General features: G+C 72.7%; 21 protein-coding genes and 1 tRNA gene. 20 read left to right on the top strand and 2 right to left on the bottom strand.

The features are described 5' to 3' along the window. Window positions 1-14: 14 nt before the first annotated feature. The 7 genes from manA (at window position 15) to AOM01_RS02570 (ending at window position 6,285) form a co-directional block, all read left to right on the top strand. Window positions 15-1,220: a mannose-6-phosphate isomerase, class I gene (gene manA / locus AOM01_RS02600; protein WP_156155791.1), complete on the top strand. Its 1,206-nt coding sequence runs from the start codon at window positions 15-17 to the stop codon at window positions 1,218-1,220. Between the two features lie 27 nt (window positions 1,221-1,247). After that, window positions 1,248-2,594, top strand: a complete 1,347-nt coding sequence (locus AOM01_RS02595; protein ID WP_062288652.1) for a UDP-glucose dehydrogenase family protein — start codon at window positions 1,248-1,250, stop codon at window positions 2,592-2,594. A gap of 12 nt (window positions 2,595-2,606) precedes the next feature. Continuing rightward, window positions 2,607-3,287, top strand: a complete 681-nt coding sequence (locus AOM01_RS02590; protein WP_062288454.1) for a metal-dependent transcriptional regulator — start codon at window positions 2,607-2,609, stop codon at window positions 3,285-3,287. Window positions 3,288-3,458: 171 nt separating this feature from the next. Further along, window positions 3,459-4,169 carry a C40 family peptidase gene (locus tag AOM01_RS14800; protein ID WP_062288451.1) on the top strand — a complete coding sequence of 237 codons (711 nt, stop codon included), beginning with the start codon at window positions 3,459-3,461 and terminating at the stop codon, window positions 4,167-4,169. A 263-nt stretch (window positions 4,170-4,432) separates the two neighbouring features. After that, window positions 4,433-5,419: an aldo/keto reductase gene (locus AOM01_RS02580; protein ID WP_062288449.1), complete on the top strand. Its 987-nt coding sequence runs from the start codon at window positions 4,433-4,435 to the stop codon at window positions 5,417-5,419. A gap of 86 nt (window positions 5,420-5,505) precedes the next feature. Further along, a tRNA-Arg gene (locus tag AOM01_RS02575) sits at window positions 5,506-5,581 on the top strand. Between the two features lie 53 nt (window positions 5,582-5,634). Then, a complete protein-coding gene (locus AOM01_RS02570; RefSeq protein ID WP_062288445.1) occupies window positions 5,635-6,285 on the top strand; it encodes a nucleotidyltransferase domain-containing protein in 651 nt (216 codons plus the stop codon). Here AOM01_RS02570 and AOM01_RS02565 read toward each other — a convergent pair. Then, window positions 6,276-7,193 carry a LysR family transcriptional regulator gene (locus tag AOM01_RS02565; protein WP_062288442.1) on the bottom strand — a complete coding sequence of 306 codons (918 nt, stop codon included), beginning with the start codon at window positions 7,191-7,193 and terminating at the stop codon, window positions 6,276-6,278. The two genes, AOM01_RS02570 and AOM01_RS02565, sit on opposite strands and share 10 nt — an antisense overlap. 103 nt (window positions 7,194-7,296) lie before the next feature. Here AOM01_RS02565 and AOM01_RS02560 point away from each other — a divergent pair, with 103 nt between their 5' ends. The 7 genes from AOM01_RS02560 to AOM01_RS02530 are packed head-to-tail and all read left to right on the top strand — an operon-like array spanning window position 7,297 to window position 16,406. Continuing rightward, a complete protein-coding gene (locus AOM01_RS02560; RefSeq protein ID WP_228374193.1) occupies window positions 7,297-8,271 on the top strand; it encodes an amidohydrolase family protein in 975 nt (324 codons plus the stop codon). 1 nt (window position 8,272) lies between these two features. Continuing rightward, window positions 8,273-9,616: a protocatechuate 4,5-dioxygenase subunit alpha/beta gene (locus AOM01_RS14115; protein ID WP_082109912.1), complete on the top strand. Its 1,344-nt coding sequence runs from the start codon at window positions 8,273-8,275 to the stop codon at window positions 9,614-9,616. After that, complete coding sequence (locus tag AOM01_RS02550; protein ID WP_174441877.1) at window positions 9,613-10,569, top strand: Gfo/Idh/MocA family oxidoreductase; 957 nt, start codon at window positions 9,613-9,615, stop codon at window positions 10,567-10,569. The genes AOM01_RS14115 and AOM01_RS02550 overlap by 4 nt, the downstream gene beginning before the upstream one ends. Beyond that, on the top strand, window positions 10,566-11,540 hold the full coding sequence (locus AOM01_RS02545; protein WP_228374192.1) for an aldo/keto reductase: 975 nt from the start codon (window positions 10,566-10,568) through the stop codon (window positions 11,538-11,540). The genes AOM01_RS02550 and AOM01_RS02545 overlap by 4 nt, the downstream gene beginning before the upstream one ends. Before the next feature lie 45 nt (window positions 11,541-11,585). Then, entirely contained in the window at window positions 11,586-13,898 is a 2,313-nt protein-coding gene (locus AOM01_RS02540; RefSeq protein ID WP_062288439.1) for a heavy metal translocating P-type ATPase, read from the top strand. Further along, on the top strand, window positions 13,895-15,103 hold the full coding sequence (locus AOM01_RS02535; protein ID WP_062288436.1) for a lycopene cyclase family protein: 1,209 nt from the start codon (window positions 13,895-13,897) through the stop codon (window positions 15,101-15,103). Before AOM01_RS02540 ends, AOM01_RS02535 begins: the two co-directional genes overlap by 4 nt. Before the next feature lie 37 nt (window positions 15,104-15,140). Then, window positions 15,141-16,406 (top strand): ROK family protein, encoded by a 1,266-nt coding sequence (locus tag AOM01_RS02530; RefSeq protein WP_062288432.1) that lies wholly within the window; start codon window positions 15,141-15,143, stop codon window positions 16,404-16,406. Window positions 16,407-16,431: 25 nt separating this feature from the next. Here the strand turns inward: AOM01_RS02530 and AOM01_RS02525 are convergent, their stop codons facing one another. Beyond that, window positions 16,432-16,974 carry a hypothetical protein gene (locus AOM01_RS02525; protein WP_062288429.1) on the bottom strand — a complete coding sequence of 181 codons (543 nt, stop codon included), beginning with the start codon at window positions 16,972-16,974 and terminating at the stop codon, window positions 16,432-16,434. Window positions 16,975-17,281: 307 nt separating this feature from the next. On the opposite strand from AOM01_RS02525, the gene AOM01_RS02520 reads away from it, so the two are divergent. The 6 genes from AOM01_RS02520 (at window position 17,282) to AOM01_RS02495 (ending at window position 23,859) form a co-directional block, all read left to right on the top strand. Further along, a complete protein-coding gene (locus AOM01_RS02520) occupies window positions 17,282-17,920 on the top strand; it encodes a GntR family transcriptional regulator (protein ID WP_062288427.1) in 639 nt (212 codons plus the stop codon). A 112-nt stretch (window positions 17,921-18,032) separates the two neighbouring features. Continuing rightward, on the top strand, window positions 18,033-18,728 hold the full coding sequence (locus AOM01_RS02515; RefSeq protein WP_062288424.1) for a 4-carboxy-4-hydroxy-2-oxoadipate aldolase/oxaloacetate decarboxylase: 696 nt from the start codon (window positions 18,033-18,035) through the stop codon (window positions 18,726-18,728). Then, a complete protein-coding gene (locus AOM01_RS02510; protein WP_062288422.1) occupies window positions 18,725-19,807 on the top strand; it encodes a PrpF domain-containing protein in 1,083 nt (360 codons plus the stop codon). Before AOM01_RS02515 ends, AOM01_RS02510 begins: the two co-directional genes overlap by 4 nt. Then, window positions 19,804-20,703 (top strand): DUF1932 domain-containing protein, encoded by a 900-nt coding sequence (locus AOM01_RS02505; RefSeq protein ID WP_062288419.1) that lies wholly within the window; start codon window positions 19,804-19,806, stop codon window positions 20,701-20,703. Before AOM01_RS02510 ends, AOM01_RS02505 begins: the two co-directional genes overlap by 4 nt. Continuing rightward, the gene (locus AOM01_RS02500; RefSeq protein ID WP_062288417.1) at window positions 20,700-21,713 is read left to right on the top strand and encodes an amidohydrolase family protein; all 1,014 of its coding nucleotides are present in this window, start codon (window positions 20,700-20,702) and stop codon (window positions 21,711-21,713) included. The genes AOM01_RS02505 and AOM01_RS02500 overlap by 4 nt, the downstream gene beginning before the upstream one ends. 208 nt (window positions 21,714-21,921) lie before the next feature. Next, window positions 21,922-23,859 (top strand): oxidoreductase, encoded by a 1,938-nt coding sequence (locus AOM01_RS02495; protein WP_062288414.1) that lies wholly within the window; start codon window positions 21,922-21,924, stop codon window positions 23,857-23,859. The last annotated feature ends 148 nt before the right edge of the window (window positions 23,860-24,007 follow it).

The raw sequence follows: 24,007 nt of genomic DNA, 5'->3' as shown, positions 1-24,007 counted from the left end.
GCATCATTACGGGCGTGTACCGCCTTCAGCCTGCCCTTCAGAACTACGCGTGGGGGATGACCGAGGTCCTCGAGGACCTGACCGGCCGCCCCGTCTCCGGCGACCCCGTCGCCGAGGCCTGGTGGGGCGCCCACGCGTCCGCGCCCGCGATCGCGACGGCCGCGCACCACCACGGCGCGGACGAGGCGGGCCTGCACGCGGGCGACTCTCTCGGGCTGGATGCGCTGATCTCGCGCGCGCCCGGCGCCACGCTGGGCCCGGTGCTCGCGGAGCGGTGGGAGCGGCTGCCGTACCTCCTCAAGGTGCTCGCGATCGCGAAGCCGCTGTCGCTGCAGGTCCACCCCACGCTCGACCAGGCCGAGGCCGGCTTCAAGGACGAGGAGGCGCGCGGCGTCCCCGCGGACGCCCCCACCCGCACGTTCAAGGACCGCTCGCACAAGCCCGAGATGATCGTCGCGCTCACCCCCATGACGCTGCTCGCCGGCTTCAGGCCCGCGAACGCGGTGGCGCAGGACCTGGTGTGGCTGGGCCAGCCGTGCACCCGCCGCTGGGCCGAGGAGCTCGCGAACGCGACCGAGCCCACCATCGCCCTGGGGGAGTACGTCCAGAAGGTGCTGCGCGACCCCGAGGCGCCCGCCGCGCTCGAGGCGCTCATCGAGGTGGGCGGCCGCTCGGGCGTGCCCGAGGCGCTCGCGGTGGCCTCCGCCGCCGCCCTCGAGTTCCCCGGCGACCCGGGCGCGCTGGTCGCCCTCGCGCTCAACGTGGTCCGTCTCACCCCTGGTCAGGCCTGCTTCACGGGCGCCGGCGTCATCCACTCCTACCAGTCCGGCGTGGGCGTCGAGATCATGGCGAACTCCGACAACGTGGTGCGCGCGGGCCTCACGCCCAAGGCCGTCGACATCGACCTGCTGGTCGAGCTCACCGACGGCACGCCCACCCCGCCGCCGCGCGTGGTCGCCGAGCGCGACGGCTCCGTCACCCGCTATCCGACCCCCTGCGCCGAGTTCTCCCTGTCCATGGTCGAGCGGGGGAGCGCGACGTTCCCCGCCGGCCCGCGCATCGTCCTCGCGGTGGACGGCACGGCCGCCGTGCACGGCGAGCGGGGCAGCGTGCACCTGCAGCGCGGCCAGGCCGCGTTCGTGCCGTACTCGGACGGCCGCCTGGTGGTGGACGCCGTGGGGTCGGCGTTCGTGGTCGAAGTGCCTACATCGGCGGTCTGAGCCTCCACTAGCCTGGGGGCCATGTCACTGCGCATCTCGGTGTTCGGTACCGGCTACCTGGGCGCCACCCACGCGGCGGGAATGGCGGAGCTCGGCCATGAGGTCGTCGGTGTCGACATCGACCCGGACAAGATCGAGCGTTTGTCGCGCGGCGAGGTCCCCTTCTACGAGCCTGGGCTGCCCGAGCTGCTGCGCAAGCATGTCGAGTCGGGTCGCCTGCGGTTCACGACGGATGCGGCGGAGGCCGCCGCGTTCGCGGACGTCCACTTCATCGGGGTGGGGACGCCGCAGAAGGCGGGCTCCTACGCCGCGGACATGACGTTCGTGGACTCCGTGATCGAGACGCTCGCGCCGTTGCTGACGCGTCCCGCGGTGATCCTGGGCAAGTCGACGGTGCCGGTGGGGACCGCGGCGCGTCTGGCGGCGCGGGTGCGGGAGCTCGCTCCCGTGGGCGCGGACGCTCAGCTGGGGTGGAACCCGGAGTTCCTGCGCGAGGGCTTCGCGGTGGAGGACACGCTGCGTCCGGACCGTCTGGTGATCGGTGTCGACAAGGACCGTCCCGGCCGCATCGAGGCCGTCGCCCGTGAGGTGTACGCGGACGCGATTTCGAGGGACACGCCGTTCCTGGTGACGGACCTGCCCACCGCGGAGCTGGTGAAGGTGTCCGCCAACGCGTTCCTCGCGACCAAGATCTCCTTCATCAACGCGATCGCGGAGGTGTGCGAGGCGACCGGTGCGGACGTGGCGGAGCTCGCGGACGCGATCGGTCACGACGCGCGCATCGGTCGGAAGTTCCTCGGTGCGGGGCTGGGGTTCGGTGGCGGCTGCCTGCCCAAGGACATCCGGGCGTTCATGGCCCGGGCGGGCGAGCTGGGGGTGGATCAGGCGCTCACATTCCTGCGCGAGGTCGACGGCATCAACATGCGGCGCCGCAGCCACGTGATCGGGCTGGTGGAGAACGAGCTCGCCGGACGCCTGCAGGGTGGCAGGGTCGCGGTGCTGGGCGCGGCGTTCAAGCCCGAGTCGGATGACACTCGTGACTCGCCGGCGCTGGACATCGCGGGCCGACTCCATTTGATGGGTGCGGACGTGCGGGTGTTCGACCCGGAGGCGATGGCCAACGCGGCCACGGTGTGGCCCACCCTGACGTTCGCCGACAGCGCAGCCGAGGCGCTGAAGGACGCCGAGGTGGTGGTGGTCGCCACGGAGTGGAAGGAGTTCCGCTCGCTCGATCCCCACGCCGCCGGAGAGCTCGTGGCCGCAAAGGTGGTCATCGACGGCCGCAACTGCCTACCCGCACAGGACTGGATCGGCGCGGGCTGGCGTTACATCGGACTGGGCCGCTACGCGGCGTCTGCGGCCATCACGGCCTGAACGGAGCGAGCCATGACGGATCTCATCGACACCACGGAGATGTACCTCCGGACCATCTACGAGCTCATCGAGGACGGCGTCACCCCGATGCGCGCCCGCCTCGCGGAGCACCTGGGCCACGCCGGCCCGACGGTGTCGCAGACCATCGCGCGCATGGAGCGCGACGGGCTCGTGGTCGTGACGGAGGACCGCCACCTGGAGCTGACGGAGGAGGGCGCGACGCGCGCGATGCGCGTGATGCGCAAGCACCGCCTCGCGGAGCGGCTCCTCACCGACGTCATCGGGCTCGACCTCGCGCACGTCCACGACGAGGCGTGCCGGTGGGAGCACGTGATGTCCGAGCGGGTCGAGAAGCGCCTCCTCGAGGTGCTCGACACGCCCACCGTGTCGCCCTACGGCAACCCCATCCCCGGACTCGCCGAGCTGGGGGTCGAGGACCCCGCCGCGAACCCCGGGGAGCGCCGTCTGACCGAGCTCGCGGACGCCGGTGTGGCGCAGGTCACACTGACCCGGATCGGCGAGCACCCGCAGGCGGACCTTCAGCTGCTCGGCGAGATGGTCCAGAACGGCGTGCTGCCAGGCGCGACGGTGGGCCTCTCGGGAGGTGCCGACACCGTCACGATCACGGTGGGTACCACCCGGGGTGTCCTGGGTCGAGATGAGGCGCGCCACCTCTTCGGCTTGCCTTCTTGAGGATGTTTGATAAATTTTCGATAACAACGAACGGCCGAGACGGCATGGAGACCTCCTCCACGGCGCCCCGAACAAGAGGCAACGCTCGAAGATGACGCGAGCGCTGAGGGTGCAGAAACAACGACGCGCACGGGGCGCGGAAGGAACGAAAATCACTTGAAGTACGGATACATGCGCGCCAGGACGCGCGCGGTGGCGGCAGCCACCGGTGCCGCCCTCGTGGTGGTCCCCCTCACGGGAGCTGCTGCGGCCGCTCTGGTCACCGACGAGTCCGGTGTCTCCGGCACCACGCTCGACGCCTCGGCCTACACCGCCTACAGCAACGACGTCGCGGACATCCCCGAGGTAACCACGGCCGCCAAGAAGGCGTCGTACACCATCGAGACCCCGACCGTGAAGGTCAAGGTCCCGCCGCCGCCGGAGCCCGAGCCCGTCGTGGTCGAGGAGACCACCACCGAGAGCTACACCTCCACCGAGTCCACCGACTCGGGCGCGACCGAGGTCTCCGCCGTCCAGGCGCCCGCCACCCCGTCCGCCGACGTCCAGGCCGCGATCTCCGGCTCCGCCGTGATCGCCGAGGCGTCGAAGTACGTGGGCGTCCCCTACGTCTCGGGCGGCTCGACCCCGTCGGGCTTCGACTGCTCCGGCTTCGTGTCCTACGTGTTCGGCCAGCTCGGCATCTCGCTGCCGCGCACCTCGGGCTCGTACTACTCGGTCGGCACCCAGGTCTCGACGCCGCAGCCGGGCGACATCATCGTCACCCCGGGCCACGTCGCGATCTACGCCGGTCCGAACCTGCAGATCGACGCCGCGACCCCGGGCACGACCATCCAGTTCCGCGGGATCTGGCAGACCGGCGCCACGTACGTCCGCGTCACCTGATCTCCGCGCCCCAGGCGCATCGCGAAGGCCGTCGCTCCACCCGGAGCGGCGGCCTTCGTCGTTCCTCGGAGGTCCCTGCGCTCCGTCGGGACCTGCGCGCTCCGCTGATCCGATCGTGCAGAAGAACCGTCGGCGATCTGCACGATCCGATCAATGGGACCTCGACTCGGGCGCACCGACGCGAGAACCCGGCCGCCGCATCGTCCCTCCGCGCGTTCTCCGCGCGTCCTCCCGTACGCCGGCGCGGCGTTACGGTGGAACCCATGAGGACGACGATGGTGCCGAACCTGGGACGTGAGATCTCGCTGGTGGGTCTGGGGACCTGGCAGCTGGGTGGCGATTGGGCCACCGTGGACGATGCGACGGCCCAGGAGGTCCTGAACGCCGCCGCGGACGCGGGGACGCGGCTGTTCGACACCGCGGACGTGTACGGCGACGGGCGGTCGGAGAAGGCGATCGGGAGGTTCCTCGCCGGGCGCGAGGACCGCGACGAGTTCACGGTCTTCACCAAGATGGGCCGCCGCGCGAACCCGCACGTGCCCGCCGAGTACAGCCTCGACAACTTCCGCCGGTGGACGGACCGTTCGCGCGAGAACCTCGGCGTCGACACCCTCGACCTGGTGCAGCTGCACTGCCCGCCCACGCCGGTGTTCTCGGACGCCCGCGTCTACGACGACCTGCGCACGCTGGTCGCGGAGGGGCGCATCGCCCGCTGGGGCGTGTCGGTGGAGTTGGAGACCGAGGCGCTGGCCGCGCTGGAGCAGCCCGACCTCGCGACCATCCAGATCATCGTGAACATCTTCCGTCGCAAGCCGCTCGAGCGGGTCCTGCCGCTCGCGGCCGAGCGCGGGGTCGGCATCATCGCGCGCCTGCCGCTCGCGTCGGGCCTGCTGTCGGGCAAGTACGACGAGCACACCACCTTCGCGCCAGAGGACCACCGCACGTGGAACCGGGACGGCGCGAAGATGAACATCGGCGAGACGTTCTCGGGCATCCCGTTCGAGGTCGGTGTCGCGGCGGCCCGCGAGGTCGCTGCGCTGACCCCCGAGGGGTGGACGACGGCGCAGATGGCGCTCGGCTGGCTCGCCCAGGTGGGGGTCGCGACCATGATCCCCGGCGCGTCGAAGGTGGCGCAGGCGCAGTCCAACGCGGCCGCGGCGGAGTTCCCGGAGCTCTCGGCGGACGCGATGGACGCCCTCGAGGCCATCTACGAGACGTACTGCCGGGAGCACGTGCACGGCGTGTTCTGAGCCGTGCGGCCTGGCCGGGGCGCGGGGGGACGATGCGCGGGTCGGCCCGCGCGCACCCGGTACCCTTGTGCGGTACCCCGGTGCAGGCGCCTGTAGCTCAGGGGATAGAGCACCGCTCTCCTAAAGCGGGTGTCGACAGTTCGAATCTGTCCAGGCGCACCATCAGGCCGCGAGGTGGCTCCAGCGGGCCAGCCCCGCGGGAGTAGCCTCTGACCATGTCGCCGGCGACCCCCTCCCTCTCCGACCCCTGGGCTCCCCTCGGACCGAGCGCGGCGGCGGAGCTCCTCGGGCCCAGCGGCGCCCGCTGGTGGCTCTCGGGCGGCGTCGCGCTCGACCGATGGCTCGGCGCCCCGATACGCGAGCGCGAGAACATCGACATCAGCACCACCTCCGCCGACCTCACAGTGCTCCTGGCGGTGCTGCCGCCGAGGTACAGCGCGTGGGCGCCGGACGGTGACAGCGTGATGCCCCTCGCGGACGCCGCGGAGGACGCCGACCTGCAGCCGGTCCTGATCCGCGACGAGGCCACGGGAACGTGGGCGCTGCGCGTCAACGTCGAGGACGGCGCACCCCGGGTCTGGGTGTACCGGCGGGACGCGCGCCTGCAGCTCCCCTGGGACCGCGCCGTGCTCGACATCGACGGCATCCCGACGGGCGCGCCCGAGGTGCAGCTCGTGTGGAAGTGCTTCAGCCCCCGGCCCGAGGACGACCTCGACAAGGACGCCGTGCTACCGCGCCTGTCCGAGGAGGCGCGCGGCTGGTGGGAGCGGGCGCTCCTCACCATCCACCCGCACTCCTCGTGGACCATCCCGGTGCGCAGCCCGATGTTCCCCGCGCGCGCGAGCTGGAACCGCCCTCAGCGCTGAGCGTCGTCCATGAACTCGCCGCTGCTGACCGCGCGGAGCACCAGTCTCCGGAACCACCTCTGGGCGGGCGAGAGGTTCATCTCGCGGCGCGTGTAGAGCGCGACCGGGGAGCTGGTGCCCGGCCACGGCAGATCCGCGGTGACCAGGTCGGGGAACCAGCCGCAGAACACGTCCGCCACGTGGCGGGGGAGCAGGGCCACGAGGTCGGTGGCGACCAGCACCGCGGGAACGGTGGAGTGCTCCTCGACGGTGAGCGCCACCTGAGGGACCAGGCCGTGCTCGACCAGGGCCTGATGGGGGAACACATGCCCGCCGCGGGCGGACACCCGGATGAAGCGGCGTCCCGCGAACATGTCGGGTCCGGTGGGCGGCAGGGGATGGGCCCGCGACGTGAGCGCGACATACTCGACACCCCGCACGGGTGTGCGCCACAACCGCGCGGTGTCCATCACCGAGACGGTGAGCGCGACGTCGAGCGTGCCGCGGACCAGCTCCTCCTCCGTGACCTCGGCGTCGAGACGCTTCACCACCAGGTGAGGCGCCGCCCGCCCCACCCGCAGGCCCGCCATGATCGGCGGAAGGAAGGTCTGCTCGCCGATCGAGGTGAGCCCGAGCACCAGCTCGCCGGCGAAGCCCTCGGGGTCGAACGCGGCGCCCTCCGTCACCGTCGCGTCGATCTGCGCGAGCGCCTCGTGCAGCGGCCCGAACAGCTGGGTCGCGCGCGCGGTGGGGACCATGACGTGACCCTCGCGGCGGAACAGGTCGTCCCCGAAGCGCTTGCGCAGGCGCGCGAGCGTGTAGCTCACGGTCGGCTGGGTGACGTGGAGGCGATCGGCGGCGCCCGTGAGGCTGCGCATCTCGTAGAGCACCACGAAGGTACGCAGCTGGTTGAGATCCGCCATCGACATGTATCGAACCTCTCTATGGGGCGCGCTTGCTGAATCTATTGGACCACAGTCGGGCGTGGGCCTAGCGTGGGGGCGAGACCCGCGAGTGACAAGGACGCCACACGTGATCAAGGACATCCCGGCCCCCGCCTCCGAGGCCCCGGCGCGCCACGGCGAGACCACCGGCGGCTTCGAGAAGACCCCCGGCTGGCTCGACTGGTACGACGGTCCCGCGACCCCGGCCTTCCGTCTCCCGGCGGGAGCGGTCGACGCGCACTGCCACGTCTTCGGCCCGGGCGCGGAGTTCCCGTTCGCACCGGAGCGCAAGTACACGCCGTGCGACGCCTCCGCCGCCCAGCTCTTCGCGTTGCGCGACCACCTCGGCTTCGACCGCAACGTCATCGTGCAGGCCACCTGCCACGGCGCCGACAACCGTGCGCTCGTCGACGCCCTGCAGCGCAGCGGAGGCCGGGCCCGAGGGGTCGCCACCGTCCGTCGGGACGTCTCCGACGAGCAGCTCGCGGAGCTCCACGCCGCCGGGGTCCGCGGGGTCCGCTTCAACTTCGTCAAGCGGCTCGTCGACCGCGTCCCCACGGACTCGCTCGACGCCATCGTGGAGCGGATCGCGCCCCTCGGCTGGCACGTCGTCCTCTACTTCGAGGCCGAGGACCTGCCCGACCTCTACGACTTCTTCGCCGCGATCCCCACCGACGTCGTCGTCGACCACATGGGCCGCCCCGACGTCACCAAGGACGTGGACGGCCCGGAGTTCGCCCTCTTCCTACGCTTCATGCGCGAGAACCCGAACGTGTGGACCAAGGTGACGTGCCCCGAGCGGCTCAGCGTCACCGGTCCGCGCGCCCTCGACGGCGAGCAGCATGCCTATACCGACGTGGTGCCGTTCGCCCGACGTGTGGTCGAGGAGTTCCCCGACCGCGTGCTGTGGGGCACCGACTGGCCCCATCCGAACCTCAAGGACCACATGCCCGACGACGGGCTGCTGGTCGACCACATCCCCCGGATCGCCACCACCGCGGAGCTGCAGCGGAAGCTGCTCGTCGACAACCCCCAGCGCCTGTACTGGCCCGAAGGAGCATGACATGGCACTCGACAAGCCCTACAAGGACATCCCCGGGACCACCATCTTCGACGCCGAGCAGGCCCGGAAGGGGTTCCACCTCAACCAGTTCTCGATGTCGCTGATGAAGCCCGAGAACCGCGAGCGCTACCTGTCCGACCGCGAGGCCTACCTCGACGAATGGCCCCTCACGCCCGCGCAGCGGCAGGCCGTGCTGGACATGGACCTCAACGCGATGATCGCCGAGGGTGGCAACATCTACTTCCTCGCGAAGATCGGCGCGACCCACGGACTGAGCTTCCAGCAGATGGCGGGCTCGATGACCGGAATGAGCGAGGCCGCATACCGCGACATGATGGTCGGCGGCGGGCGCCGCCCCGAGGGTGTGCGCCTCAAGGACCTCGACGGGTGGACGGCGCCGTCCCACGAGAAGGCCACCACGGTGCGAGAGGACGCACCGGCGCGGTACACCGCGGCGCTGTTCACGTCGCACGTGCCCGCGATCGGGGCCGCGATGGACCTGGGCAAGACCGAGGAGCCGTACTGGAGGAAGGTGTTCGCCGGCTACGAGTGGACGCGGAGGTGGGCGAAGGAGAACACGCCCGACGTCATCATCCTCGTCTACAACGACCACGCGACCGCGTTCGATTCGACCATCATCCCGACGTTCGTGCTGGGTACCGGCGCGCACTACCCGGTCGCGGACGAGGGCTACGGACCGCGACCGGTGCCCGACGTCCACGGCCACCCGGAGCTCGCCGCTCACATCGCGCAGTCGGTGATCCAGGACGACTTCGACCTCACGCTCGTCAACGAGATGGTGGTCGACCACGGCCTCACGGTCCCGCTGTCGCTCGTGTTCGGCGACGTCGAGGAGTGGCCGTGCAAAATCATCCCGCTGCCGGTCAACGTGGTGCAGTACCCGGTGCCGTCGGGGCGCCGCTGCTACGAGCTGGGCAAGGCGATCCGCCGCGCGCTCGACAAGTGGGACGGCGAACCCCTGAACGTGCAGATCTGGGGCACCGGCGGGATGAGCCACCAGCTCCAGGGCCCCCGAGCCGGCCTCATCAACGAGGAGTGGGACAACGCGTTCCTCGACCACCTCATCGCGGATCCGCTGGGCCTCACCGAGTGGCCGCACATGGAGTACGTCGACGAGGCCGGCTCCGAGGGCATCGAGCTGGTCGACTGGCTCATCGCCCGTGGCGCCATGGATGATCAGTTCGAGGGCGGCGCACCCAGCGTCGACCACCGGTTCTACCACGTGCCCGCCTCCAACACCGCGGTGGGTCACCTGGTCCTCAGCAACCCCGTCGCCCCGGCCGCGCCGGCCGCCGAGGCGCTCCCGCAGGAGGTGCATGCATGACCGCCGAGAAGATCCGTGTCGCCGTCGTGGGCGCCGCCGGCGCCTTCGGGATGAAGCACCTCGACGGCCTCGCGCGCATCCCCGAGGCGGAGGTGACCGTCGTCAGCGGCACCCGTCCCGAGCCCACGCAGGCGGTCGCCGAGAAGTACGGGGTGCCCACGGCGCTCCTCAGCTACGAGGAGGTCCTCGAGCGCGACGACGTCGACGCGGTCATCCTCGCCACCCCGACCGGGCTGCACGCGGCCCAGACCCAGGCCGCGCTCGCGGCCGGCAAGCATGTGCAGGTCGAGATCCCGCTGGCCGACTCGCTCGTGGATGCGGAGGCCACGCTCGCCGCGGCCGAGGCGTCCGACCTGGTCGCGATGGTGGGCCACACGCGCCGCTTCAACCCGTCGCACCAGTGGATCCACCAGCGGATCGCCGCAGGCGAGCTCGGCATCCAGCAGATGGACGTGCAGACGTACTTCTTCCGCCGCACCAACACCAACGCCAAGGGCGAGCCGCGCTCGTGGACAGACCACCTGCTGTGGCACCACGCCGCGCACACGGTGGACCTCTTCGCCTACCAGGCCGGACGCATCGTCCAGGCCAACGTGATCCAGGGTCCCCTCCACCCCGAGCTGGGCATCGCTATGGACATGTCGATCCAGCTCAAGGCGGAGTCGGGGGCGATCTGCACCCTGTCGCTCTCGTTCAACAACGAGGGCCCGTTCGGCACCTTCTTCCGTTACATCGGCGACACCGGCACCTACATCGCCCGCTACGACGACCTGGTCGACGGCAAGGAGGAGCCCATCGACGTCTCGCACGTCGACGTGAGCATGAACGGGATCGAGCTGCAGGACCGCGAGTTCATCGCCGCCATCCGGGAGGGTCGCGAGCCCAACTCCTCGCTGCGGCAGGTGATCGACTGCTATCGGGTGCTCGGTTCGCTGGAGGAGCAGCTCGCGTGATCCTCCCCCGGATGGGCCTGGGCTGCATGGAGCTCAGCCACGCGTACGGCATCCCGCCGTCCCCCGACGACGCCGAGCGGATGCTGCGCGCCGCGCTCGACGAGGGCGTGCGCCTGCTCGACACCGCGACGCTCTACGGCGGCGGCCGGAACGAGGAGCTGGTGGGGCGTGCGCTCAAGGGCCGGAGGGACGATGCGGTGGTCGCCTCCAAGGGCGGCATGGCACTGGTCGACGGGGTCAAGACGATCGACGGACGCCCCGAGACCCTGCGCGCCCAGGTCGACGCGTCGCTCGGCCGGCTCGGCGTCGACCGGATCGACCTCTACTACCTGCACCGGTGGGACAAGGCCGTGCCGATCGGGGACAGCGTCGGCGCGCTCGCGGAGGCGGTCGCGGCCGGCAAGATCGGCGCGATCGGGCTCTCCGAGGTGTCCGTGGCGCGCCTACGCGAGGCGCTCGAGGTCGCTCCCATCGCGGCCGTCCAGAACGAGTACTCGCTGTGGAGCCGCAACCCCGAGCTCGGCATGCTCGAGGCGACGCGGGAGGCGGGCGTCGCGCTGGTCGCGTTCTCGCCGGTCGCGCGAGGCTTCCTCGCGGACGCCGTCGGCGATCCGGGCGCGCTCGCGGAGAGGGACATCCGCCGCACCATGCCCCGCTTCCAGTCCGACCACTGGCCCGCCAACGCGGGCCTGCTTCCCGCGTGGCGCGCGCTCGCGGCGGAGGCCGGGTGCACGCCCGCGCAGCTCGCGCTCGCGTGGGTGCTCTCGCGCGGCGACCACGTGGTCGCGATCCCGGGCACCACCCGGCTGGAACATGTGCGCGAGAATCACGCGGCGGCGACCTTCCAGGTCGCCCCCGAGGTGCTGGCCCGCGCAGGCGAGCTGATCGACACGTCCACCGTGTCCGGCCAGCGCTACAACGCCGCGCAGTCCGCCGAGGTCGACGCCGAGACCTTCGCCGCCCCAGCGTGACCTTGGCCCCGCCCTCATGTCCGAGGGCGGGCATACCGTGGTCCTATGGTCGGGACGGTCCGGCGCCATCTCGAGATGATCGTGCTGGTCACCTCGGGTCTCCTGCTGGCCGGGGGTGCCGTCGCCTGGCGGATCGCCGCCCCCGACGCCGCGACCGCGCTGTGGGTCGCCGGCGCCGCCCTCGGCCTCGTCTTCGCGCTGTCCGCGACCATCGACGCGGCCCGGCACCGCCGCCCCACCGTCGACATCATCGCGGTGCTCGCGCTCGCGGGCGCCCTCGCGGTCGGGGAGCCGCTCGCGGGATCGATCATCACGCTCATGCTGGCGACCGGCCAGGTGCTCGAGGCTCGCGCGGACGCGCGCGCCCGCCGCGAGCTCAGCCTCCTCACCGAGCGCGCGCCCCGCACCGCCCGGCGTCTCACCGCGACCGGCATCGAGGAGGTGCCGGTGGACGATGTCGGGGTCGGGGAGCATCTCCTGGTGCGGCCGGGCGAGGTGGTCCCGGTGGACGGACGCCTCACCGCCGCGGCGACGTTCGACGAGTCCGCGCTCACGGGAGAACCCGTCCCCGTCGAGCGCGCGGGGGGCGAGGACGTCCGCTCGGGCGTGGTCAACGCCGGCTCTCCCGTCGAGATCGTCACCACCACCACGGCGGCGACCTCCACGTACGCCGCGCTCGTGCGCCTGGTCGAGGAGGCGCAGGCGACGTCCGCGCCGTTCGTGCGGACCGCCGATCGGTGGGCCGTCCTGTTCGTCCCGCTGACGCTCGTGCTCGCCGCCGTGGCGTGGTGGGCCTCCGGCGACGCGACCCGCGCCGTCGCGGTGCTCGTGGTCGCGACGCCATGTCCGCTGCTGCTCGCGGCGCCCATCGCGATCGTGTCCGGGCTGTCGCGCGCGGCCCGGCTCGGGGTGATCGTCAAGGGCGGGGCCGCGCTCGAGCGCCTCGCGGTCGGCCGCGCCATGGTGGTCGACAAGACCGGCACCCTCACCCGGGGCCGCCCGGCCGTCATGGATGTCCTCCCCGCCGGCGTCGCCGACCCCGACGAGGCGCTCCGGCTCGCCGCGAGCCTCGACCAGATGTCCGCGCACGTGCTCGCCGGCCCCATCGTGGAGGCGGCGCTCGCGCGCGGGCTGACCCTCGCGATGCCGGCGGCGGCCGAGGAGGTCCACGGCCAGGGCGTCGTCGGGGAGGTGGACGGGCACCGCGTGCGCGTGGGCCGCGCCACCTGGATCACGGGACCGGAGCCGGACGCGTGGGCCCGTCAGGTGCGCCGCCGTGCGGACCTCGACGGCTCGATGAGCGTGCTCGTCGAGATCGACGGAGCCGTGGCGGCCGCGCTGCTGCTCCATGATCCGATCCGGCCCGACGCTCCCCGCATGGTCCGGGCGCTGCGAACGGCCGGCGTCCGGCGCATCGTCCTCGCGACGGGCGACCGGGCCGACGTGGCCCAGATGGTCGGACGCGTGGTCGGCGTCGACGAGGTGCTCGCCGAGTGCACGCCCGAGGACAAGCTTGCCGCCCTCGCGGCGGCGCGGGAGCACGGCGCGACGGTGATGGTGGGGGACGGCATCAACGACGCCCCCGCGCTCGCCGCCGCCGACGTGGGCGTGGCGCTCGCCGCCCGCGGCGCCACCGCATCGTCCGAGGCCGCGGACGTGGTCCTCACCGTCGACCGCGTCGAGGCGCTCGCGGACGCCATGCGCATCGCGCGCCGGTCCCGCGCCATCGCCCTCCAGGCGGTGGCGGTGGGCATGGGGCTGTCGCTGGTCGCCATGGCCGCGGCCGCGCTCGGCTACCTCCCACCCACGCTCGGCGCCGCGCTGCAGGAGGTCATCGACCTGCTCGCCATCGCGATCGCGCTGCGCGCCGTCCTGCCCGCCCGGACCCACGCGCCGGCGCTGAGCCCCGCGGACCTCGACGCGCTCGACGCGCTGCGCACGCAGCACGACGGCCTCGCGCCGCTGGTCGAGCGGGTCGCGACCGTCGCGGACGGGCTGTCTGCAGCCGACCCCGACCTGGGCCCGGCGCGCGACCTGCTCGCCGCGCTCGAGACCGAGCTCGTCCCGCATGAGCGCGCCGACCAGGAGACGCTGGTGCCGCTGCTCGCGCGCGCTCTCGGCAGCCACGACGCCGTCGCCGCGCTCACCCGCACGCATGCCGAGATCGAGCATCAGGTGGTGCGGCTGCGCCGCCTCCTCGACGCCGTCGGCGAGGGCGCGGACGCCGCGGGACCCGAGGACGTGGTCGAGCTGCGGCGCTTGCTCTACGGCCTCTACGCCGTGCTCCGTCTCCACAACGCGCAGGAGGACGAGGACGCGTTCGGCCTGGTTCCCGCTGGAGCGGGAGGTGCGTCGTGACCGAGACCCTCGATGCTGTGATCCTCGGCGGGGGAGCGGCGGGCCTCACCCTCGCGTCCCGGCTCGCGGACTCGCCCTGGCGCGGCAGCCTGCTCCTGGTCGACGACGGCGCGCACGCGCTCGCCGACCGCGGGTGGGCCTGGTGGAGCACCGGCGGCGGGCCGCTCGACGCCGCCGCGACCACCACGCTCGCGCACGCGTACGTCGCCGTCCCGGGCTGGGAGCGGCGCCTCGACCTCGCGCCGTACGCGTACCGGGCGATCACGGGCGAGGCGCTCGACAGCCTCACGGGCGCCGGGTTGGCGGCGCGCGGCTGGGTCCGGGAGACCGCGACCGCACGCTCGTTGACCAGGGACGATGCGGGGGTCACCGTCGCGCTCGAGGACGGCTCGGGCGCGGGCCGGGTGGTGCGCGCGCGGCACGTGTTCGACAGCGTGGGCCCCGGCGCGGCACGCTCCCACCTGGTCGACGGCCCGCACCTCGACTTCCTCGGCGTGGGAGTCGAGTGCGACGCGGACACCTTCGACACGGACGCCGTCACCTTCATGGACCTGCGCACCGACCAGGAGGACGGGCTCGCGTTCATGTACGTGCTGCCCACCTCGGCGCGGGCGGCGGTGGTCGAACGGGTGAGGTTCGTGGTGCCCGGCGCGGAGGTCAGCCCAGTCGAGAAGGAGCGCGAGGCGGACGAATCCCTCGAGCGCCCCACCCAGCCCCACGCGCACCAGCTCACCGCGTACCTGCGGGACGTCCTGCACGTGGGCGACCACCGCATCGTCCACCGCGAGCACGGCCTCATCCCGCTGCTCGTCCAGCCGCCCTCGCACCCGGCCGGGGGTGTGGTGCCCATCGGCGCCCGCGCCGGGATGGTGAAGGCGAGCACCGGCTACGGGATCGCCCGCATGGAGAGGCATGCGGTCGCCATCGCCGCGGCGATGGCGCGCGGGGCGGACCCGGCGCACGTGGCGCCGCACCGGCGAGGTGCCCGTGCCCTCGACGCGGCGCTGCTGCGGGTCATCCGCGACGACCCTCGCGCGGCGGCCGAGATCCTCGCCGGTCTCCTCACGCGCCACCCACCGGCACGCGTGCTCGCCTTCCTCGACGAGCAGGCGTCGGTGGGGGATCAGGCGCGGATCATCGCGTCGCTTCCCGAGTTCGCGCGGTCGCGCGCCCGGTCCTGGTTCGCGCCCGTCGCGCGATGGTGACGCGGGAGCGTGCGGGGCGGCGCGTACCCTGCTCCCCATGGGAGCCATGATCGGGGCCGGCCGCGACGCCGCGGCGGATCCGTCCTCCCTGCGCTCGCACAACCTCGGCATCGTCATGCGGATGCTGCGCGACCACGGCAGCCTCAGCCGCAAGGAGATCGAGCATGCGACCGGGATGGTCGCCGCCTCCGTCACCAACCTGGTGGCGGACCTGCACGACCGCGGCCTGGTCCGCGACGCGCGCGGCGGCGTGGGCGAGGCGCGCAGGCGCGGACGCCCGCGGATCCTGGTCGAGGCCGTCCCGGACCGCTGCGTCGCGCTCGCGGTGCGGGTGGCGCGGACCCGCGTCACCGCGGAGCTCCACTCGAGCGCGGGCCTGCTGCTCGATTCGTCGTCGCGCGGCGTGACCGTCGCGTGGGGCCAGCCGGGCGACATCGCCCACGCGATCGCGGATCTGGTGACCCGCGCGGAGGCCCGCGCAGCCGAGCACGGCGCCGTGCTGCTCGCGTGCGTGGTCACCATGCCCGGCCCGGTCGGCAGCGACAACCGCATCGCGGACACCGCCGAGTTCGGCTGGGGCCACCTCGAGCTGGTCAACCTCATCCACGCCGCCGGCGTGCGGCGCGACCTGGCGGTCGACGTCATCAACGACTCGAATGCCGCCGCCCTCGCCGAGCATGCCGCGCTCCCCGTGCCGCGACCCCCCGTGATGCTGTACGTCGAGGGAAGCGTGGGCGCCGGGATCGGCGGCGGCGTGGTCGCGGACGGTCGCATCCTCACCGGCGGCCGCGGCTACGGCGGCGAGCTGGGACACGTCACGGTGGACTGGCGCGGTCGCGCATGCGTGTGCGGGGCCAACGGCTGCCTGGCGGCGTACATCGGCCCCGAGGCGCTGCTCACCTCGGCGCGACTCACGGATCACGCGCAGATGGCGGGCGTCCAGGCGGCGATGGACGAGTTCCGCGCCCGCCTGGACCGGGGCGAGAAGCGTGCCGTCGACGTCGCGATCCGCGCGGGGGACATCCTGGGCGCCGCGATGCGCTCCGTGTACGACGTGGTCAACCCCACGGAGCTGGTGCTCGGCGGCTACCTCGCCGGGATGCGGCGGTGGCTCGAGCCGGGCCTGCAGCTGCAGCTCGCGCCGCGCACCGAGCGTCTCGCGCCGCTCGCGATCGAGTCGGGGCGGCTGGGGCGTCGCGCGGGGCTCGTCGGCGCGGCGCGCCACGGGCTCACCGCGATGTTCGACGACCCGACGCTGGTCCCCGTGCTGCGCCGCGACGCCGCGGTGTCCGAGCCCGCGTGAACGTGGGCGCCATGCCTCCCGCTGGTCATGCGGGGGAGAGGCGCGCGAGGCGCATGAGGTCGCTGTCCCACAGGCACGTCTGCATCCATAGGCCGCCCTCGAGCACCGTCGCGGGGCTGTACCGGGGCACGGTCTTGAGCTGCGTGACGGTGTAGCGGCCCTCCGCGTAGCCCGTCAGCGCGACCGCGTCCCCCACCTCGAGGCCGAGCACGACGTCCCCGCCGCAATGATTGTGGGAGGACACCACGTCGCCTGCCATGAAGTCCTCGAACACCCAACCGGCGCACAGGTCGAGCGCCTCCTGGTGCCCGGTGAGGCGGACGTCGAACGCATAGCCGCCGCGCGCCGCCGAGGCGCTCTCGACCTCGACGGCCGGCGTGCGCACGGCGAAGCCTGCGTCGCGCTCGGCGGTGATCGGTGCGAGCGGGGTTGCCTCGGACGGCGCTGCGCCGGGCTCGTGCGGTGCGGCGGAGGCGTTCTGCGTGCCGCCGGCGAGGTGGGCGAGGGCGAGGAGGAGCGCAAGGGCGAGCGCGGTCACCGCGCGGGGCGCGGCGTGGCTTCGGGGCATCGGGAGGCCTTCCGTCGGGGTGGGGCGACGTCTCAGCACCGTCGGCGGATCCCTGCAATTGTCACAAGAAGGACACGAATCGGCATCCATGCATTCCCGGCAGGGACCGCCCCCCACGTCGCTGCGCACGGTCCGGGCGGCGACACGCGGGCGCGCGCCGCGCATCGTCCCTCGGATCGCCGCGTGTCGCCCTGCCGACCGTGCGCGGCGAACTGGGCGTGGCCCGGCGCACGCTGTATTGTCGCCAATATTGTTGCTCGCGTGTCCGGCGCCGTCGTCGGGCCCCGCGTCCACCCGAGGAGGAGCCATGGCCGCAGATGTGCGAGTGCTCGACGAGCTGAGGGCCGCGATCCTGCGCGGCGAGTTCGCGCCGCGCCAGCGCCTGGTCGAGGCGGAGCTGTGCGAGCGCTTCGATGCGAGCCGCTTCGCGGTGCGGGCCGCGCTCCAGGCGCTCGAGGCGGACGGCCTGGTCGAGCGGCGCCGCAACATCGGTGCCCGCATCAGGGAGATCGGGATCGACGAGGCGGTCGAGATCTCCGAGGTGCGCCAGGTGGTCGAGGGGCTCATCGCGAGGCGCGCGGCCGAGCGGGTGAGCGACGCGGAGGCGGACGAGCTCGCGGCGATCGGTCGTCAGATGCACGAGGCCGTGGCGGCCGGCGAGGTGGCGGAATACAGCGACCTCAACGCGCGCCTGCACTCCTCCCTGCGCGACATCGCGGGCCACGGCAAGGCGAACGGCATCATCGCCCAGCTCCACGGGCAGATGGTGCGGCATCAGTACGCGCTGTCGCATGTCCCCGGGCGGTCGAAGGTCTCCGTGTGGCAGCACCAGGCGATCGTCGATGCGGTGGTCGCGCGCGACGGGGACGCCGCTGAGGCGGCGATGCGCGCGCACATCGCGTCCGTCATCGAGGCGCTGCGGGCGAGCAGCAGCACGCCGGCGTGACGCCGCACCTCAAGCGTCGTCAATATCGGCTACAACATTGTCAACAATCCTGTTAGGGTAAGGGCGAGCGGACTCGCCGATGAGGACGCATGGCTCGCGAAGGAGCGCCCCCATGGAGACCGTGATCCTCACCGACCCGCCGAAGGCGTCCGCGGAGACCGTCGAGGCGTTCTCGACGATCGGCGTGGCGACCATCCACGAGGCCATGGGTCGCACCGGGTCGATCTCGGCGCTGCGCCCCATCCAGCAGGGCACGCGCGTCGCGGGCACCGCGGTCACCGTGATGAGCTGGCCGGGCGACAACCTCATGATCCACGCTGCGATCGAGCAGTGCGGTCCCGGCGACATCCTCGTCGCCACGACCCGTGAGCCGTCGAGCCACGGCATGTTCGGCGAGCTGTTCGCGACCGGACTGCAGCGCCGCGGCGTCGTGGGCGCGATCATCGACGCGGGAGTGCGCGACACCCAGGAGCTGCGCGACATGGGCTTCCCCGTGTGGGCGCGCCACGTCAACGTCATGGGGACCGTGAAGAACACGCCGGGCGCGATCAACGTGCCCATCGTGGTCGGCGGTCAGGTGATCGACGCCGGCGACATCGTGATCGCCGACGACGACGGCCTCGTCGTGGTCCCCCGGGAGCAGGCGGACGATGCGCTGGTCGCCTCCCGCGCCCGCCTCGCCAAGGAGGAGGCGACCCGGGCATCGTTCCTCGAGGGCGAGCTGGGGCTCGACCGCTACGGCATGCGCCCCGTCCTCCAGGACCTGGGCGTCACCTACCGCCGCCACCCCGCCGCGGAGCAGGCATGACGGGCATCCCTTGCGCGCTCATGCGCGGCGGCACCTCGAAGGGCGGCATCTTCCTCGCCCAGGATCTGCCCGCGGATCCGGCAGCGCGCGACGACCTGCTGCTGCGGATCATGGGCAGCCCCGACGTCCGCCAGATCGACGGGCTCGGGGGCGCCCACCCGCTCACCAGCAAGGTCGGAGTGGTGAGCCCGGCCGAGGACGACGACGCGGACATCGACTACCTGTTCCTTCAGGTCGCGGTGGACCAACCGGTGGTGTCGACGTCGCAGACGTGCGGCAACATCCTCGCCGCGGTCGCACCGTTCGCGATCGAGCGGGGGCTGGTGCCCGCGCGCGACGGCCGCACCGTGGTGCGGGTGCGGATGGTCAACACGGCTGCCGTGGCCGCGCTCACCGTGCTCACCCCCGGCGGAGAGGTCACCTACCAGGGGGATGCGGAGATCTCGGGCGTGCCCGGCACGGCCGCGCCCATCGAGGTCGAGCTCGAGCCGGCCGCGGGCGCCCTGCTGCCCACCGGCAACCCGATCGACGTCATCGCGGGAGTCGAGGCGACGCTCATCGACAACGGGATGGCGTCGGTGCTGGTCCGGGCCGCGGATCTGGGGCTCACGGGCGGGGAGGACCCCGCGACCCTCGAGGGTGACCCCGAGGTGGTCCGGCGCGTCGCCGAGATCCGGGCCGCCGCGTTCCCGCTCATGGGGATCGCGGGCACGCCTGAGACCACCACCACCCCGAAGATCGTGCTGCTGTCCGCGCCGGCCGCCGGGGGCACGCTCCGCACCCGCAGCTTCATCCCGTTCCGCGTCCACGAGGCCATCGGCGTGCTCGGCGCCGCGACCGCCGCCGCAGGTGCACGGCTCGCCGGCACCGTCGCCGAGGGGTTGGCGATCCTCCCCGCCGCGGACGCGCCGCTCCGCGTCGAGCACCCCACGGGGTTCTTCGACCTCTACGTCGACCCGGTCCCGGGCGACCCGACGCGAGTGGGCCGGACCCGCGTGGTGCGGACCGCCCGGATGATCATGGACGGCCGCGTCCACCCCTCCAGCCATCCCGCCGCCGCGACGAAGGAGTCCCGATGACCATGCCCCACGGTCCTGTCGCCCTCATCGGGCTCGGCGAGGTGGGCCGTGTGTTCGCCGAGGACCTGCGGGCGCTCGGCATCACCGAGATCGCCGCCTGGGACACCGCGTTCGGGGACGCGGCATCCCGCGCGTCCCGCAACGCCGCGGAGCTCGACATCACGCCGGCAGGGTCGGCTGCGGAGGCGGTCGCGGGCGCCGCCCTCGTCGTGAGCGCGGTGACGGCGATGAACTGCGTGCCCGCCGCATCGTCCGCCGCCACCGGCCTCGACGCGGGCGCCTGGTACCTCGATCTCAACTCGAGCTCGCCGGCGCACAAGCGGGAGGCGGCCGCGCTGGTCGAGGGCTGGGGCGGGCGCTACGTCGAGGCGGCGCTCATGTCGCCCATCGAGCCGCGCCGCCTCGCCGCGCCGTTCATCCTGGGCGGGCCGCATGCCGCCTCGTTCGGGGACGCCGCGCCCGGCTACGGGCTGGCGGGCGCGACCGTGGGCGCGGCCGAGATCGGAGTCGCCGCGGCCACCAAGCTGTGCCGGTCGGTGGTGGTGAAGGGTCTCGAGGCGCTGCTGTCGGAGTCGCTGCTCGCGGCGCGCGCGTACGGCGTCGAACGCGAGGTGGTCGCGTCGCTGTCGAACATCCTTCCCGAGGCGGACTGGGAGGCGATCGCGGGCTACTTCATGTCGCGCTCCCTGCAGCACGGCGTGCGCCGTGCGGAGGAGATGGAGGAGGCCGCGGCGACGGTCGCCGACGCCGGAGTCGAGCCGTGGATGGCGTCCGCGACCGTCGAGCGGCAGCGGTGGGCGGCGCAGTGGGGCGGCGTGCTGCCGCAGGAGGACACGATCGGGCTGGTGGACGCCGTACGCGCGGCCGCCGGCCTGGGCACGGAGGAGCGGGCATGATCATCGACTGCCATGGGCACTACACGACCGCGCCGGCGGCGCACAGCGACTGGCGCGCGGCGCAGCTCGCGGCGTTCGCGGCGGGCGAGGCGGCGCCCCCGTACCCGGAGATCTCGGACGAGGAGATCCGCGACACCATCGAGAAGAACCAGCTGCGGCTCATCCGGGAGCGCGGCGCGGACGTGACGATCTTCTCGCCCCGCGCCTCCGTCATGGGTCACCATCAGGGCGACCTCGCGACGTCGATCGCCTGGTCCGAGGCCTGCAACAACCTCATCGCGCGCGTGGTGGACCTGTTTCCCGGCACGTTCGTGGGCGTCGCGCAGTTGCCGCAGTCGCCCGGCGAGGGGCTCGACGCGTCGATCGCGGAGCTCGACCGCTGCGTGGAGCTCGGCTTCATCGGCTGCAACGTCAACCCGGACCCGTCCGGCGGCCACTGGACCGCGCCACCGCTCACCGACCGCTACTGGTATCCGCTGTGGGAGCGCATGGTGGAACACGACGTCCCGGGCATGATCCACGTCTCCGCCTCCGCGAACCCCGCGTTCCACGCGACGGGCGCGCACTACATGAACGCCGACACGACGGCCTTCATGCAGCTGCTCCAGGGCGACCTGTTCGCGGACTTCCCGACCCTGCGCCTGGTGATCCCTCACGGCGGCGGAGCGGTGCCCTACCACTGGGGCCGCTACCGCGGGCTCGCGGACATGCTGGGGCAGCCGCCGGTGTCGGAGCACCTCATGAACAACGTGTTCTTCGACACGTGCGTGTACCACCAGCCGGGCATCGACCTGCTGACCACGGTGATCCCGACGGAGAACATCCTGTTCGGGTCCGAGATGGTGGGCGCCGTGCGGGGCATCGACCCGGAGACCGGCCACTACTTCGACGACACGAGGCGCTACATCGACGCCGCGGCGATCACCGACGCGCAGCGGGAGGCGATCTTCGCCGGCAACGCGCTCCGGGTGTACCCGAGGCTGGCAGCGGCGGTGGGCCTCAGCGCCTAACCCCCCCCTTCGCTGCGCACGGTCCGGGCGGCGACGCGCCGGGGCGACCCGCGCATCGTGCCGTTGCGCGCGGTGTGTCGGTTCGCCGACCGTGCGCAGCGAAGTGGGGCGGGACGATGCGCCGGTGACCTTGGTCCCTCCGGGGCGGCTTCTATTGGGCATATGTTCAATAGCGTCATCGTCGACCGCCCGGTCCCAGGAGGCCCCCATGTCCACCATCGTCGTGTCCGCACCCACCTACTCGCACGTCCTCGAGCCCGTCCGGCTCGGCAGCCTCGAGCTGCGCAACCGCGTCATCATGGTCCCGATGGGAACCGAGATGGGCGACCACGACGGCCACCTCACCGACCGTGAGATCGCCTATTACGCGGAGCGCTCCGCGGGCGCGGGCCTGGTCTGCACCGGCATCAACGCCGTCACCGACGACTACGAGGTCATCAACGCAGGCCTGGGCCGCGTCGACACCGACGCCGCGACGCCCGGCCTCAGGAAGCTCGCCGAGGCGTTCCACGCGCGCGGCGGCGCGGTCTCCGTCCAGCTCACCGCCGGCCTGGGCCGCAACATCAACACCATCGACCCCGAGCGTCTCCCGATCTCCGCCTCGGACAACACCCACTGGCTCGACCCGCACGTGCGCTGCCGCGCGCTCGAGACCGAGGAGATCCAGGTGATCGTCCAGCGCTTCCGCGAGGCGGCCGCCCGCTGCGCCGAGGCGGGCATCGACGCGATCGACATCCACGGCCACACCGGCTACCTCATCGACCAGTTCATGTCGCCCGTGTGGAACCGTCGCACCGACTCCTACGGCGGCTCCGTCGAGAACCGCTGCCGCTTCGCCGCCGAGATCATCGCCGCCGTCAAGGAGGGCGCACCCGGCCTGCCGGTGAGCTTCCGCCTGTCCGTCGACCACCGCTTCGAAGGTGGCCGCACCCCCGCCGAGTCACTCGAGATCGCGAAGGTCCTCGAGGCCGCCGGCCTCGACCTCCTCATGATCGACGAGGGCTCGTACGAGGCGATGGACTACGTGTTCCCGCCCTACTACCTGGGCGACAACTGCATGATGGGCTCCGTCAAGATGTTCAAGGACGCCCTCACCATCCCCGTCCTCGGCTGCGGCAACCTCACGCCCGAGCGCGCCGAGGAGGCCATCGCGAACGGCGAGATGGACTTCGCCGGCATCGGCCGCGCGCTCATCGCGGACCCCGAGTGGGCGCTCAAGCTCGCCCGGGGCCGCCGCGCCGACATCCGCCCCTGCATCCGCTGCAACCAGCTGTGCGTGGGCAACGCGTTCGTGGGCCAGCCGCTCGGCTGCGCCGTCAACCCGACCGTCGGCATGGAGCGCGAGCGCGTCCTCACCCCGGCGGAGAACCCGAGGCGCGTAGCGATCATCGGCGCCGGCCCGGCGGGGCTCGAGGCAGCGCGCGTCGCGGCCCTGCGCGGCCACACGGTCGACGTGTACGAGAGGAGCCAGCAGCTCGGCGGCGTCCTCTGGCCCGCCGCGACGCCGGAGTTCAAGAAGGAGCTGCGCTCCATGATCTTCTGGTGGGAGCGCCAGCTCAAGGACCTGCCGGTCACGGTTCACCTCGGCACGGAGATCACCGCGGACTCGCCCGAGCTCGACGCCGCCGACGTGGTCATCGCGGCCATCGGCGCGGACCCCGTGGTGCCGCCCATCCCGGGCCTCGACGGCCCGAACGTGGTCGAGGTGGTCGACGCCCACCTGGGCGCGGAGCTCGGGCACCGGATCGTGGTGTGCGGCGGCGGGCTGTCCGGCGCCGACTTCGCGCTCGAGGCCGCCCAGGACGGCCACGACGTCACCGTGATCGAGATGGCCGACGGCATCGCCCCCGACCTGCTCATGATCAACCGCATCACCCTGCTGCGTGACCTCGCGGAGGCGGGCGTGAGCCTGCTGACGGGCCACAAGGTCGTGAACGTCGACGCCGCGGGCGTGTCGGTGGACGGCCCCGACGGGCCCGTCCACATCGCCGCGGACAGCGTGATCAGCGCGTTCGGTGTGCGACCCGGAGCGGCCGTGGTCGGGGCGCTCACCGCGCGCGGCGCGATCGCGATCGGCGACTGCGTCAAGCCCGCGAAGGTGGGCGACGCCATCAACGCCGGCTTCGAGGCGGCGTTCGCGCTGTAAGGCGCGGACGTTCGAGGGGGGACAGGGGAGGGGGGGACGATGCGCGGGTCACCCGGCCCGTGCATCGTCCCGTGTCCTGGGGCCGCCTCCGGCGGGTGGATACTGGCCGGGCGAGGTCCGGCGGGACCGGCCGACGGAGGGCCTCGAT

Source organism: Demequina phytophila (genome assembly GCF_000971135.1).
GTDB classification, from domain to species: domain Bacteria; phylum Actinomycetota; class Actinomycetes; order Actinomycetales; family Demequinaceae; genus Demequina; species Demequina phytophila.
This window is presented reverse-complemented; position numbering and strand designations above follow the sequence as displayed.

Coding starts and splice junctions, on each gene's coding strand:
- AOM01_RS02565 (WP_062288442.1), bottom strand. CDS start 7,193: ATGTCGATGGCGGATCTCAACCAGCTGCGTACCTTCGTGGTGCTCTAC.
- AOM01_RS02550 (WP_174441877.1), top strand. CDS start 9,613: ATGACCGCCGAGAAGATCCGTGTCGCCGTCGTGGGCGCCGCCGGCGCC.
- AOM01_RS02525 (WP_062288429.1), bottom strand. CDS start 16,974: ATGCCCCGAAGCCACGCCGCGCCCCGCGCGGTGACCGCGCTCGCCCTT.
- AOM01_RS02520 (WP_062288427.1), top strand. CDS start 17,282: ATGGCCGCAGATGTGCGAGTGCTCGACGAGCTGAGGGCCGCGATCCTG.
- AOM01_RS02580 (WP_062288449.1), top strand. CDS start 4,433: ATGAGGACGACGATGGTGCCGAACCTGGGACGTGAGATCTCGCTGGTG.
- AOM01_RS02570 (WP_062288445.1), top strand. CDS start 5,635: ATGTCGCCGGCGACCCCCTCCCTCTCCGACCCCTGGGCTCCCCTCGGA.
- AOM01_RS02505 (WP_062288419.1), top strand. CDS start 19,804: ATGACCATGCCCCACGGTCCTGTCGCCCTCATCGGGCTCGGCGAGGTG.
- AOM01_RS02515 (WP_062288424.1), top strand. CDS start 18,033: ATGGAGACCGTGATCCTCACCGACCCGCCGAAGGCGTCCGCGGAGACC.
- AOM01_RS14800 (WP_062288451.1), top strand. CDS start 3,459: ATGCGCGCCAGGACGCGCGCGGTGGCGGCAGCCACCGGTGCCGCCCTC.
- AOM01_RS02530 (WP_062288432.1), top strand. CDS start 15,141: ATGGGAGCCATGATCGGGGCCGGCCGCGACGCCGCGGCGGATCCGTCC.
- AOM01_RS02495 (WP_062288414.1), top strand. CDS start 21,922: ATGTCCACCATCGTCGTGTCCGCACCCACCTACTCGCACGTCCTCGAG.
- AOM01_RS02590 (WP_062288454.1), top strand. CDS start 2,607: ATGACGGATCTCATCGACACCACGGAGATGTACCTCCGGACCATCTAC.
- AOM01_RS14115 (WP_082109912.1), top strand. CDS start 8,273: ATGGCACTCGACAAGCCCTACAAGGACATCCCCGGGACCACCATCTTC.
- AOM01_RS02500 (WP_062288417.1), top strand. CDS start 20,700: ATGATCATCGACTGCCATGGGCACTACACGACCGCGCCGGCGGCGCAC.
- AOM01_RS02540 (WP_062288439.1), top strand. CDS start 11,586: ATGGTCGGGACGGTCCGGCGCCATCTCGAGATGATCGTGCTGGTCACC.
- AOM01_RS02510 (WP_062288422.1), top strand. CDS start 18,725: ATGACGGGCATCCCTTGCGCGCTCATGCGCGGCGGCACCTCGAAGGGC.